The 12,154-nt window shown below is 75.1% G+C and carries 11 protein-coding genes; 6 read left to right on the top strand and 5 right to left on the bottom strand.

Annotated elements, in window-relative coordinates; genetic code table 11:
- Positions 1–10 precede the first annotated feature (10 nt).
- A complete protein-coding gene (locus HNR12_RS17105; protein WP_179768507.1) occupies positions 11–265 on the top strand; it encodes a cell division protein CrgA in 255 nt (84 codons plus the stop codon).
- A gap of 225 nt (positions 266–490) precedes the next feature.
- On the opposite strand, the gene HNR12_RS17100 is transcribed toward HNR12_RS17105, so the two are convergent.
- Together HNR12_RS17100 and HNR12_RS17095 are read right to left on the bottom strand one after the other, a co-directional pair.
- The gene (locus HNR12_RS17100; protein ID WP_179768505.1) at positions 491–1,366 is read right to left on the bottom strand and encodes a rhomboid family intramembrane serine protease; all 876 of its coding nucleotides are present in this window, start codon (positions 1,364–1,366) and stop codon (positions 491–493) included.
- A gap of 14 nt (positions 1,367–1,380) precedes the next feature.
- Positions 1,381–1,908 (bottom strand): peptidylprolyl isomerase, encoded by a 528-nt coding sequence (locus HNR12_RS17095; RefSeq protein ID WP_179768503.1) that lies wholly within the window; start codon positions 1,906–1,908, stop codon positions 1,381–1,383.
- Positions 1,909–2,243: 335 nt separating this feature from the next.
- Between HNR12_RS17095 and HNR12_RS17090 the strand changes: the two genes are divergently transcribed.
- Positions 2,244–2,822 (top strand): hypothetical protein, encoded by a 579-nt coding sequence (locus HNR12_RS17090; RefSeq protein ID WP_308118675.1) that lies wholly within the window; start codon positions 2,244–2,246, stop codon positions 2,820–2,822.
- 133 nt (positions 2,823–2,955) lie between these two features.
- Here HNR12_RS17090 and HNR12_RS17085 read toward each other — a convergent pair whose 3' ends face one another.
- Positions 2,956–3,507, bottom strand: coding sequence for a DUF1707 and DUF4870 domain-containing protein (locus HNR12_RS17085; RefSeq protein WP_179768501.1), 552 nt, complete (start codon positions 3,505–3,507; stop codon positions 2,956–2,958).
- 744 nt (positions 3,508–4,251) lie between these two features.
- On the opposite strand from HNR12_RS17085, the gene HNR12_RS17080 reads away from it, so the two are divergent.
- Positions 4,252–4,746 carry an AraC family transcriptional regulator gene (locus tag HNR12_RS17080; RefSeq protein WP_179768499.1) on the top strand — a complete coding sequence of 165 codons (495 nt, stop codon included), beginning with the start codon at positions 4,252–4,254 and terminating at the stop codon, positions 4,744–4,746.
- 42 nt (positions 4,747–4,788) lie between these two features.
- On the opposite strand, the gene HNR12_RS17075 is transcribed toward HNR12_RS17080, so the two are convergent.
- Positions 4,789–7,095 carry an excinuclease ABC subunit UvrA gene (locus HNR12_RS17075; RefSeq protein ID WP_179768497.1) on the bottom strand — a complete coding sequence of 769 codons (2,307 nt, stop codon included), beginning with the start codon at positions 7,093–7,095 and terminating at the stop codon, positions 4,789–4,791.
- Positions 7,096–7,173: 78 nt separating this feature from the next.
- Here HNR12_RS17075 and HNR12_RS17070 point away from each other — a divergent pair, with 78 nt between their 5' ends.
- Both HNR12_RS17070 and HNR12_RS17065 read left to right on the top strand, forming a co-directional pair.
- Positions 7,174–7,818, top strand: coding sequence for a TetR/AcrR family transcriptional regulator (locus tag HNR12_RS17070; protein ID WP_179768495.1), 645 nt, complete (start codon positions 7,174–7,176; stop codon positions 7,816–7,818).
- 638 nt (positions 7,819–8,456) lie between these two features.
- Positions 8,457–10,058 (top strand): MFS transporter, encoded by a 1,602-nt coding sequence (locus HNR12_RS17065; protein WP_179768494.1) that lies wholly within the window; start codon positions 8,457–8,459, stop codon positions 10,056–10,058.
- Positions 10,059–10,072: 14 nt separating this feature from the next.
- On the opposite strand, the gene HNR12_RS17060 is transcribed toward HNR12_RS17065, so the two are convergent.
- A complete protein-coding gene (locus tag HNR12_RS17060; RefSeq protein ID WP_179768492.1) occupies positions 10,073–10,945 on the bottom strand; it encodes a helix-turn-helix domain-containing protein in 873 nt (290 codons plus the stop codon).
- Positions 10,946–11,083: 138 nt separating this feature from the next.
- On the opposite strand from HNR12_RS17060, the gene HNR12_RS17055 reads away from it, so the two are divergent.
- Complete coding sequence (locus tag HNR12_RS17055; protein WP_179768490.1) at positions 11,084–12,124, top strand: aldo/keto reductase; 1,041 nt, start codon at positions 11,084–11,086, stop codon at positions 12,122–12,124.
- The last annotated feature ends 30 nt before the right edge of the window (positions 12,125–12,154 follow it).

Raw genomic sequence — 12,154 nt, 5'->3', positions numbered from 1 at the left:
AGCAGCGACCGTGCCCAAGTCCCGCAACGATCGCAAGAAGAAGGCCGTCTACACGCCCCCGCCGTCGGCGGCCAAGCCGAAGGTCAGCCCGCGCTGGCTGGCACCGCTGATGATCGCGTGCGGCGTGTTCGGCGTCTTGTGGATCGCGGTGTACTACATCGCCGGGGCGTCGATCCCCTACATGCGCGACTGGGCGGAGTGGAACCTCGCCATCGGGTTCGCGGGCATCATCGCGTGCATCATCTTGTCCACACGCTGGCACTGAGCGCGTCGTCGCAGGTCGCGGGCGCATCCCGCGGCTGAATCACCAGCGGTCACCGGCTTGTCCACAGAGTTATCCACAGGCTGTGGGTAGCTCTTCTCGGCATGCCCGCAGGCCGGACGGGCAGCGGCCCCCGCCGCGTCCGGCGGACCGGACACGGCGGGGGCCGCGGGCCCGCGGGTCCGCGGCCCCCGCACGAGCAGGCGTGGGCGGGGTGTCAGCGGCCGCTTAGAGGCCCATCAGCGCCGTCCCGGCCACCGCGCCCGCGGCCAGCAGCGCGACCACGCCGGCCGTGGCCAGCGCGTGCGCGGCGGCCTGGCCGCGCCGCCGGGCGGCGCCCGGACGCCCCGAGCCCGGCGGCAGGTAGGCGTAGGCGGCCGCCAGCAGCAGCCCGGTGACCAGCCCCCCGATGTGCCCGGTCCAGGAGATGTTGGGCACCAGGAAGGTGATCAGCAGGTTCACCGCCAGCAGGCCGACCACGAACCGGGTGTCCAGCCGCAGCCGGCGGCCGATGACGAACACGGCCCCGAACAGGCCGAAGATGGCGCCCGAGGCGCCCACGGACATGGTCTGCGGCACCACGAGCAGGCTCAGCACCGACCCCCCGACCGCGCTGAGCACCCACAGCGCCAGGTAGCGGGCGTGGCCGAGCACGGTCTCGACCTGCTGGCCCAGCACGTACAGCGCCATCCCGTTGAACAGCAGGTGCATGACGCCGCCGTGCAGGAACGCGGCCGTGAGGAGCCGGTACCACTGGCCGTCGACGACGGCGTAGTAGCCGGACATCCCCAGCAGCCCCACCAGCTGCGGCACGGCGAGCTGGGCGACGAACCCCAGGCCCATCAGGCCCAGCAGGACCCACGTCACCAGGGGCCGGTCGGCGACCCGCCCCCCGAACACGGTGCGGGCCTGGCGCATGCCGCGCCGCCCCTCGGCCACGCACTCGGGGCAGTGCTGGCCGACCGGCGCCTCGCGGATGCAGTCAGGGCAGATGGGCCGGTCGCACCGCGAGCACCGCAGATAGGTCTCGCGGTCGCGGTGGCGGTAGCACGTCGGCACGGCCGCGGCACCGGGTTCGGTGCCGCCGGTCGGGGAGGAGGCCATGGGCGCCGGCCGCCCTAGGAGCGCTCGATCTCGACGGAGGAGATGACCACGTCCTCCACCGGGCGGTCCTGGGCGTTGGTCTTGACGCCGGCGATGGCGTCGACGACCTCGGTGCCCGAGACCACCTCACCGAAGATGGTGTGCTTGTTGTTCAGCCAGTCGGGGGTGCCGACCGTGATGAAGAACTGCGAGCCGTTGGTGTTGGGGCCGGCGTTGGCCATGGCCAGCAGGTAGGGGCGGTCGAACTTCAGCGAGCTGTCGAACTCGTCCTTGAACTTGTAGCCGGGGCCGCCGCGGCCGTTGCCCAGGGGGTCGCCGCCCTGGATCATGAACCCGCTGATGACGCGGTGGAAGATCGTGCCGTTGTAGAGGGGCTCGGTGCTGGGCCGTCCCGTGGTGGGGTCGACCCACTGCTTGGTCCCCTCGGCCAGGCCGACGAAGTTCTCGACCGTTTCGGGCGCCTGCCGGGCGAAGAGCCTGACGGTGATCGTCCCCTTGGTGGTGTTCAGCCGCGCGAGGGGCTGACCGTTGACCTCGGACACCTGGGTGCCTTTCCGTTGCGTTCGCTTGCGCGGTCCACGTTACCCGCCTTCCCGCGCGGGGTTCGTGGGCGCCGGCGCGCGCCGGGCGCCCGGGGGGCCGGGGCGGGTCGGGTCCGTCCCCGGGCGGGCCGGGAGCGGCCAAATGGGGCGCGGCTACCCGCAGGCGTGTCGAACCGGTGTGAACCCGCCCCAGCGGATATGTTGAGGTAACACGTCGATAACGTCGGAAAACGCCGATCGGGACGGGGTTGTGCCGCACCAGGCCCGGCGCGCGCGCATAGGTCGTGCCGCATCGGGCAAGTGCAACCCAGACGCAGACAGTAAAGGAGGTCACCGTGCCCATGACACTGAAGCGCCACAAGGGCGGCTTCGAGACTGAGGCGGCACTGGCCCGGTTGCAGGAACTCGCACGCGAATCGTCCGACCGGTTCGCCCCCTACGCCGAGCAGGCCAGGGACACCGCGGCACAGCGCCTCAACCAGGCCCGCGGCTGGACCGCCCCCCGGCTCGAAACCGCGGCCCAGCGCGTCGAGGACACCGTCGCGCCGCGCGTGGCCGGCCTCCTCAGCCAGGCGGCGCAGCGTGTGGAGCCCCCCAAGGCCCGCCGGAGCGGGCGGCGCGTCCCCCGCGCCGTGCTCGTGCTCGGTGTGGCGGCGGCCGGCGCCGCCGCCGTCTACGGCGTGCTGCGGCTGCGCCGCGCCGCGCAGGACGCCACCTGGCAGGAGAACCTCGACCAGGCCCGCGAGCAGGTCCGCGAGACCCGCGACCAACTGGCGGCCAAGGCGCGCGACGCCAAGGCCCGGGTGTCGGGCACGGCGTCCGACCTCAAGGCCGACGCCGAGGAGGCCAAGGACACCGCGGCCGCCGGCGGCAAGCAGGCGGCCAGCGACCTGAACGGCAAGGTCAGCAAGTAGCGCGCCCCTGGCGGGCGCGCCGCGCCCCAGGCGCGGACAGGCACGGCGGTGGCCCCGTCGCTTCGGCGACGGGGCCACCGCCGTGTACGCGAGGCGGCCGACGCGGGGGCGGGGCGGGTGGCCGGCGGGCGGGCTAGGAGTCGCGCACCGGCCGCCAGGTCAGCGGGTAGCGCCAGGTGCCCTGGGCGAGGGTGGCGATCGCGGCCACGGCCGGCAGGAACACCCAGCCCAGCACCAGGAACACGAACGCCACCGCCGGCAGGATCAGCCAGCTCAGCATCAGCAGGACCACGGAACCGGCCATGACGGTGATCTGGTAGTTGAGCGCCTCCAGGATGTGGCGGCGCACGTAGGGGGCGGTGTCGCGGGCCACCAGCAGCATCAGCAGCGGGCCGAACACCGAGGCGTAGCCGGAGAAGTGCGCGACCGAGGCCAGCAGGCGCTCCGAGGGGTTGGAGGAGACCTCGGGCTCGGGCCCGGCGGCGCCCGGCCGGGGCGGCCACCCTCGCGCGCCGCGCTGCTGGGGGACCACGTCGGCCAGCAGCGGCTGGAGGTCGGCCGGGAACTTCGCCTTCAAGGCGAGGTCGAGGCGCTCCTCCAGCTCGGCCTCGTCCAGCTGCCCCAGGGCGTATGCCTCACGCAGCGCCTCCATGGCGGAGTCGCGGTCGGCGTGGGTCAGGCGCACCTGGGCCGTGCTGGGGTTCCGGCGTGGGGCGGGGCTCCACCGTCCGCCCGGGGACGGTGGAGACGGCGGTTCGTGCACTGCCACCATCAACTCCTCGACGCACCTCGACACTGGGCCGCCGCGAGGCGGCGGGGACTGCCCGTCTCCCATCATGCGCGGGGGTCCGGCCGCACGGTATGGGGGAAGCCCCTGAGCCTCCCCTGGTTCGCGGATTCCCACCGGGCCTCGCCCCATCCACAATATGCGCCGCGTCCCGCCGGGGCACGTGATGTGCGCCCCCATCCCGTCCGGGCGCCCCGGGTCCGGAGGGGAGGGAGTGCCAGAGCAGGCGCGGCACCGCCCGTACCGTCCGCGCCCGTTCGGCAGGGGTGCCCACCGGCACCACCTGCAGGTCGGTGGCCCCGGCCTCGCCGTAGCGCCACGGCTGGGCGGCCCCCTCCGCCTCGTCCCCGGCCTTCGGCGATCTGGGCCGCGCCCGCCCAGGTGACGACCGCGCCGGTGTCAGTGGCCCTGGAAGCGGAGGCGGCCGACTCCTGCGCGCGGGGGCTGAGCGCGCTGCCGGCGGGCTCGGGCTGAGGGCGGTCGCCGGGGCGCGGAGGGAACCGGTCGCCACGAAGCGTTACCGTGGAGAGTTGGGTAGTGACCCAAAGTAGCGTTTGCGCGTGCCCGGTGCGCACCGGCCGGGCACCGGGCCACGGGTCGGCGCGGCCGCGAGCGGCCGGCGCCGTCGAGGGGGGAGTCGCGATGACCGCAGGACCCAGGCACGAGACACGGGCGGAGCAGCCCTATGTCGCCATCCCGGCCAAGGTGACCGGGCGCGGCCGGGCCGCCGCGCTGGTGGCCGAGGTCCAGGAGTGGCTGCACCGCAGGGGCGTGGGGGCCGCCGGGCCGCCGTTCCTGCGGTACTGGGTGATCGGCGGGGGCGGCCGGGAGCACATCATCGAGGTCGGCGCGCCGGTGCGCGGGCACGTCGCGGTGGAGGGCGACGGCCGGGTGGTGGCCGGGTCCATCCCGGGGGGCTCCTACGTCACCCTGGCGCACACCGGCGACCCCGAGCGCATCGACACCGCCCACGCGCGGCTGCAGGACTGGGCCAGCGGGCAGGGCCTGACCTGGGACAACCGGGGCGAGGGGCCCACCCAGGTGTGGGGCGGGCGGTTCGAGTTCCTGCTCAGCGGGTTGGCGGGTGCGGCGGGCCCGTGCTCGGTGGAGATCTCCTACCTGGTGCGCCCGGCCTGAGCCCGGCCGCGCGCCGGGTCGGGCGGCGGCCCGGCCGCCGCATCAGGCGGGGCCGCCCGCGAGTTCGCGGCGCAGGTACTCCCCCGTCACCGATCCGGGCGCCGGGGCGAGCGCGGCGGGGGTGCCCTCGAACACCACCGTCCCGCCGCGCCGCCCGGCCTCGGGGCCGATGTCGATGACCCAGTCGGCGTTGCGGACCACCCCGAGGTCGTGCTCGGCCACCACCGCCGTGCCGCCGCGGTCGACGATCCGGTCGAGCAGCTCCAGCAGCGCGTCGACGTCGGCGGGGTGCAGGCCGGTGGTCGGCTCGTCGAGCACGTAGACCGCCGCGCCCTCGCGCATGCGCTGGGCGAGTTTGAGGCGCTGCAGCTCTCCGCCGGAGAGCGTGCTCAGCGGCTGGCCGAGCGCGAGGTAGCCCAGCCCGGCCTCGCGCAGGGTGCCCACGCCGCGCAGCACGGCGGGGTCGGTGAAGAACTCCGCGGCCTCGTCGGCGGTCATGGCCAGCACGTCGGCGATGCTGCGTCCGGCCAGCCGCAGTTCCAGCACGTCGGGGCGGAACCGCCCGCCGCCGCACTCCTCGCACACGGCGGTGACCGGTTCCAGGAACGCGAGGTCGGTGCGGACCGTGCCGCGGCCGCGGCAGGTGGGGCAGGCGCCCGCGGAGTTGAAGCTGAACAGGCCGGGCCGCACGCCGTGGGCGGCGGCGAACAGCCCGCGCACGGTGTCGAGGACGTCGACGTAGCTGCCGGGGGTGGCGCGCGCCGAGGCGCCGACGGCGGACTGGTCGACCACGACCACACCGGGGTGCTGGGCGGGGAGCGCGCCGGTGACCAGGCTGCTCTTGCCCGACCCGGCCACCCCGGTGACGGCGGTGAGCACCCCGGTGGGGATCTCCACGGTGATCCCGCGCAGGTTGTGCAGGTCGGCGCCGCGCACGGTCAGCGCGCCGGTGGGGGTGCGCACGGCGGGCTTGAGCCGGCGGGGCTCGGTGAGGCGGCGGGCGGTGAGGGTGCCGGCGCGGCGCAGCCGGTCGACGGGGCCCTCGAAGACCACGCGCCCGCCCCGCGTGCCCGCGCCCGGACCCATGTCGACCACGTGGTCGGCCAGGGCGATGAGGGAGCGGTCGTGCTCGACCAGCAGCACGGTGTTGCCCTGGTCGCGCAGCTCCAGCAGCAGGCGGCCGAGCCGGTGCACGTCGCGCGGGTGCAGCCCGGCGCTGGGCTCGTCGAACACGTAGGTGAGCCCGGTGAGGCCGGACCCCAGGTAGCGCACGGTCTTCAGGCGCTGGGCCTCGCCGCCGGACAGGGTGGTGGTGGCGCGGTCGAGGCTGAGGTAGCCCAGGCCGACGTCGGCCACGCGGCGCAGGACGGCCAGCGCGGTGGCGATGACCGGACGGGCGGCCCGCTCGTGGGGGCGGGTGCCCAGCCCCTCGGCGATGCCCTGGAGTTCGGCGACCAGGTCGGTGATCTCCAGCGCGGCCAGTTCGGTGATGGTGCGCCCGGCGACGGTCGAGGCGCGCGCCGCCTCGTTGAGGCGGGTGCCGCCGCACGCGGGGCAGATGCCGCCCACGGCGACGCGCTCGACCGCCTCGCGGGTGCGCGCGCCCATGGAGTCGAGGTCGCGGCGAAGGTAGCGGCGGGTGATGGCCTCGACCACGCCCTCGTACTCGTTCTGGTAGACGCCGCGGCGGCTGGCACGTTTCACGCGAAACCCTTTGCCGTGGAGCAGCAGTTCGCGCTCCTCGGCGGTGAAGTCGCGCAGCGGCTTGTCGGGGTCGAACAGCCCGGACTCGGCGTAGAGCTGCCAGGAGGGAGTGCCCACGGCCATGGCGGGGAAGCGGATGGCGCCCTGGTTGAGACTGCGGTCCTCGTCGAGCAGCCGCGCGGTGTCCACGCGCGTGGCGCGGCCCAGACCGTCGCACTCCGGGCACATGCCCTGGGGGTCGTTGAACGAGTAGGCGGAGGCGGGCCCGGCGCTGGGCTCGCCCAGGCGGGAGAACAGCACGCGCAGGACGGGGTGGACCTCGGTGGCGGTGCCCACGGTGGAGCGGGAGTTGCCGCTCAGCGGGCGCTGGTCCACGACGACGGCGGCGGTGAGGTTGTCGACGGCGTCGGCACTGGTCCGCTCGCGCAGCGGCATGCGGTTGCGCACGAACGCCGGGAACAGCTCGTTGAGCCGGCGCTGGGACTCCGCCGCGATGGTGTCGAACACCAGCGAGGACTTGCCCGAGCCCGACACCCCGGTGAACACGGTGAGCCTGCCCTTGGGAATGCGCAGCGAGACGTCCCTGAGGTTGTTCTCGCGGGCGCCGATGACGGTGATGGGCGCGGCGGCGCGGTCGGTGGTCACGGAGGCTCCCCCCAATCAGCTATGGCTAATAGCCATAGCTAAAGCTACCACCATGAGGCGATGCGTTAGGCTCCGGCCATGGCGACCACACACGCATCGGCCCCCGGTGGCGACCGCCGCCGGCAGCGGCGGGCCGCCACCAAGGCCGAGATCCTGCGGATCGCGGTGGAGCTGATGGCGGCCGAGGGCGCGGGCGGGCTCAGCCTGTCGGCGATCGCCCGGCGCATGGGCATCCAGCCGCCGTCGCTGTACAAGTACTTCGCCTCGCGCAACGCGGTCTACGACGCGCTGTTCGCCGAGGGCCAGCGGGCGTTCTCGGCGGCGCTGCGCGAGGGCGCCGAGGGCGCGCCGCCCGGGCTGCCCGCCCTGGAGGCGGGGGTGACCGCCGGCCTGCGGTGGGCGGTGGAGCACCCGCCGCTGGCGCAACTGCTGTTCTGGCGCCCGGTGCCGGGGTTCGCGCCCTCGGCGGAGTCCTACGCGCCCGCGCTTGAGGCGGTGGGGCGCATCGCCGACCTGGTCGCCGGAGCCGTGCGCGAGGGCCACCTGCACCCCGACGCCGCCACCGACGAGGGGCGCGAGGTCCTGGCGGTGCTGCTGGCCGGGGTGGTCACCCAGCAGTTGGCCAACGAACCCGGCACCCCCTTCGCCGAGGGCCGGTTCTCCCGCCGCACCCCAGTGGTGCTGGAGGCGTTCCGGCTGCGCTACCCGCCGGACGCCGCCTGACCGCACCGCGCCCCGCCTCACCGCGCGGGCGGCGCGCGGCGCGGCGGGCGTGGCCGGTCCCGGCCGCCTGGGTGTGGCTACTCAGGCGCGGGGGCGGGGGCACCGCCAGACTGGTCGGCATGACGAACACAGCGCACGACACCTGCCCCTGCCGGATGTGCTCGCGAACCGTACTGCGCCCCTGGCTGCGCCCGGCCCGCGCGCACCTGACCGGGCGCCCCGGCGCCCCCTCCCGCCCGGCGCACCCGCGCCCGGAGGCGCCGGGCACCCGAGCGGCCGGGGCCTCCGCCGCGCACCGCGCGCCCCGCGCGGCCCACTGACCCCCGTGCGGCGCCCGCCTCTCCCCGACAACCCCGCGGTCCGCCTTCGCGCCCGCCTCGCCGTTGACCCCGCCTCCCCGGCCCGGCCGCCCGGCCCGCCGCGGCGACGGGACGAACGTCACACCCCCGCGCGCCCGCGGGGGCGCGTCTCCGAAGATCCGCGCATCCGCATGTCACACGCCTGAATCCGACGCCCTGGAGGGCGACCGCCACCGCGGCGGGCCGCCGGCAACGCCATTGACCTCGACTTAAGTCGAGCTTTTAGCCTCGCTCGTGAAGTCCCCACCGCAGGGGGCCGACGTGGAGGCGAGGCGTGACATGAGTGCTGATCCGGCCGATCCGGCGCAGCGGGCGACCTGGCGGGAGTGGACCGGGCTGGCCGTGCTGACCATCCCGCTGTTCATGCTCGCCGCCGACATGACGGTGCTGATGCTGGCCATCCCCTCCATCAGCGCCGACCTGCGGCCCAGCGCGTCGCAGACGCTGTGGATCATGCACGTCTACGGCTTCCTCATCGCCGGGTTCCTCATCACGATGGGGCGCCTGGGCGACCGGCTGGGCCGGCGCCGGCTGCTGCTCACGGGCACCGCCGCCTTCGGCGCGCTGTCGGCGGCCGCCGCGTTCGCGCCCACCCCCGAGGCGCTCATCGCCGCCCGCGCGCTGCAGGGCGTGGCCGGGGCGGCGCTGATGCCGTCGGTCTACTCGCTGCTGCGGCCGATGTTCCCGCTGCGCCGCGAGTTCACCTTCGCGCTGGCGGTGGTGGTGAGCACCTTCACCGTCGGGGTGTCGCTGGGCATGCCGCTGGGCGGCCTGCTGCTGGCGCACTTCTGGTGGGGATCGGTGTTCCTGGTCAACGTGCCGCTGACCGCCCTGCTGCTGGTGCTGGGGCCGCTCCTGCTGCCCGAGTACCGCAGCCGGGCGTCGGCGCCTCTGGACCTCGCCAGCGTCGCGCTGTCGCTGTTCGCGGTCCTCGGAGTCGTCTACGGGGTGCAGGACGCCGCCGAGCACGGCGCGACCTGGCCGGCGGGCGGCGCGATCGTCGGCGGCGCGGTGCTGGGCACCGTGTTCGTCCGGCGCCAACTGCGGCTGCGCGACCCCTTGCTGGACCTGCGGCTGTTCGCCAACCGCGCCTTCAGCGTGTCGCTGGTGGGCGTGCTCGTCGTGGCGATCGGGATCATGGGCGCCGAGTTCTTCCTGGCGCAGTACCTCCAGTCGGTGCTGGGGCTGACACCGCTGCGCGCGGGCCTGCTGATGATCCTGCCCTCGACGGTCGTGCTCGTGGGCACCATGGCCGCGCCCGCCCTGGCGCGGCGGTTCCGGCCCGCCTACGTCATGGGCGCCGGGCTGCTGGCGACCACGGCCGGGTACGCGTCGATCGCCGTCCTGGGCGACAGCGCCGGACTCGCCGTCGCGCTCGCCGCCCTGCTCGTGGCGTTCGTCGGGCAGGGCCCCACCTGGACGCTGGGCAGCGACCTGATCATCGCGAGTTCGCCGCCCGAGCGCGCCGGGTCGGCCTCGGCGATGCAGGAGGTCAGCGGCGAACTCGGCGGCGCGCTGGGCGTGGCGCTGGTGGGCAGCGCCGGCGCGGTGGTCTACCGGGCGGGGATGGCGGAGTCGGCCCCCGCCGGGCTGCCCGCCGAGGTCGAGGAGGCGGCGCGGGGCAGTGTCGGCGGCGCGCTGGCGGCCGCGGAGTCGCTGCCCGGCGCTACGGCCGCCGACCTGGTGGCGGCGGCCCGGGACGCGTTCACCGCTGCCGCCCAGACCAGCTTCCTGATCGCCGCGCTGGCCACGGGCGCCGCCGCCGTCCTGGTGGTGGTGCTGCTCCGCCACGTCCGCGCCGAGTCCGACGCGCCCGAAGCCCCGGAACCGCCCAAACCGTCTGAACCGTCCGAGCCCGCGCCGGACTCCGTGCCCGGGTGAGGCGCGCCGGCCCCTCAGCCGGCGGTGAGGTGGGGGTGCCGTTCGGCCAGGGCGCGCAGCGCCCGCTCGTCGGCGCTGCCGGGCGCGGCCGAGTAGGTCAGCAGCACCTGGCCGGGGTCGGCGGGCAGCGGCAGCTTCTCGAAGTGCAGGGTGAGGGCGCCGGCCTCGGGGTGGTGCAGGGTGTGCGTGCCGTGCGGGTTCTCCTCGACCAGGTGGGTCTCCCACAGTTCGCGGAACTCCGGGCTGGCGCGGCGCAGGCGCTGCACCACCGCGCACAGCCGCGGGTCGTCGGGGTCGCGGCCGGTGTCGGCGCGCAGCCGGGCCGTGACGTCGCGGCGCAGAGCCGACGCGTCGGCGTGCAGCGCGGCGCTGCCGGGGTCGAGGAAGACCAGGTGGGCGATGTTGAGGTGGGCCTCGGGGAGGTCCTCGATACCGGGCCACAGCAGCGCGCCCATCCGGTTCCACGCGAGCAGGTCCAGGCCGGGGCCCAGGATGTAGGCGGTCACGCCGGTCATGGCGTTCAGCAGCGCGTGGAGTTCGGGCCGCACGGCCGCGCGCGGGGCGTCGGGCGGGGCGCATCCGGGGTCGGTCCGCGGCCGGGCCAGGTGTGCGGCGAGGTTGTCGAGGTAGGCCCGCTCGTCCCGGTTGAGGCGCAGGGCGTCGGCCAGGGCGTGCAGCACCTCGGGCGAGACCGCGCGGCCGCGGCCCTGCTCGATGCGGGTGTAGTAGTCGACGCTGACCCCCGCGAGCAGGGCGACCTCCTCGCGGCGCAGCCCCGCGACGCGGCGCCGGTTCACCCCGGCGGGCAGGCCGACCCGCTCGGGGGTGAGCGCCGCGCGGCGGGCCCTGATGAGGAAGCGGCCGAGTTCGTCGTCCCTGTGCACCATGGCCACCAGCCTAGCCAGCCTGGTACCGGCAGACCCAGGCTGCACCGGGCCTGGTCCGGCCGCCGCGCCCGGAGCAGGGTGGTGACCGTTCCCGGACGGGCCGCGTCCGGGCCGCCACTCACCTGAGCGAGGTTTCACATGGAACGCCGCATCCTCGGAGCCACCGGTATCTCCGTCAGCGAGTTCGCGCTGGGCGCGATGATGCTCGGCGCCTGGGGCAACCCCGACCACGACGCGTCGGTCGCCATGGTGCACCGGGCGCTGGACGCCGGGGTGAACTTCATCGACACCGCCGACATGTACTCCGACGGAGAGTCGGAGGTCATCGTCGGCAAGGCCCTCAAGGGCCGCCGCGACGACGTCGTGCTGGCCACCAAGTTCCACAACCCGATGGGGCCCGACGCCAACCACCGGGGCAACTCCCGCCGCTGGATCATGCGGGCGGTCGAGGACAGCCTTCGGCGGCTGGACACCGACTGGATCGACCTCTACCAGATCCACCGGCCCGACCCCGCGACCGACATCGAGGAGACCCTGGCGGCGCTGACGGACCTGGTGCGCGCCGGCAAGATCCGCGCGTTCGGCACCTCGGCGTTCCCCGCCGAGGAGCTGGTGGAGGCCCACTGGACGGCCGAGCGGCGCGGGCTGCTCAAGCCGCGCAGCGAGCAGCCGCCCTACTCCATCCTGGCGCGCGGGATCGAGGCCGGCGTCCTGCCGACGGCGCGCCGCCACGGCATGGGCGTGCTGACCTGGAGCCCGCTGAGCGCGGGCTGGCTGTCGGGCAGGTACGGCGGCCCGGACGGCGCCGACCCGGCCACGGCCCACCGCAGCGGCCAGCTGTCGCCGATGTATGACTTGTCCCTGCCGGGCAACGCCGCCAAGCTGGCCGCGGTCACCGAACTCCACAAGGTCGCGGCCGACGCGGGCCTGACCCTGCCCCAGCTGGCGATCGCCTTCGTGCTGAGCCACCTGGACGTGACGTCGGTGATCATCGGCCCGCGCACCCCCGAGCAGTTGGAGGGCCTGCTGTCGGCGTCGGGCCTGCGCCTGTCCGACGAGATCCTCGACCGCATCGACGAGATCGTCCCCCCGGGCACCGACGTCACCCGCGACGCGACGTTCTACGTCCCCCCGTCCGTGACGGACCCGCGCCGGCGCCGCCGCTCCCGCGCGGCCTGACCCGCCCACGCGTGGGCGTCGAACGCGCGT

The organism is Streptomonospora nanhaiensis (assembly GCF_013410565.1).
GTDB classification, from domain to species: Bacteria; Actinomycetota; Actinomycetes; order Streptosporangiales; family Streptosporangiaceae; genus Streptomonospora; species Streptomonospora nanhaiensis.
This window is presented reverse-complemented; position numbering and strand designations above follow the sequence as displayed.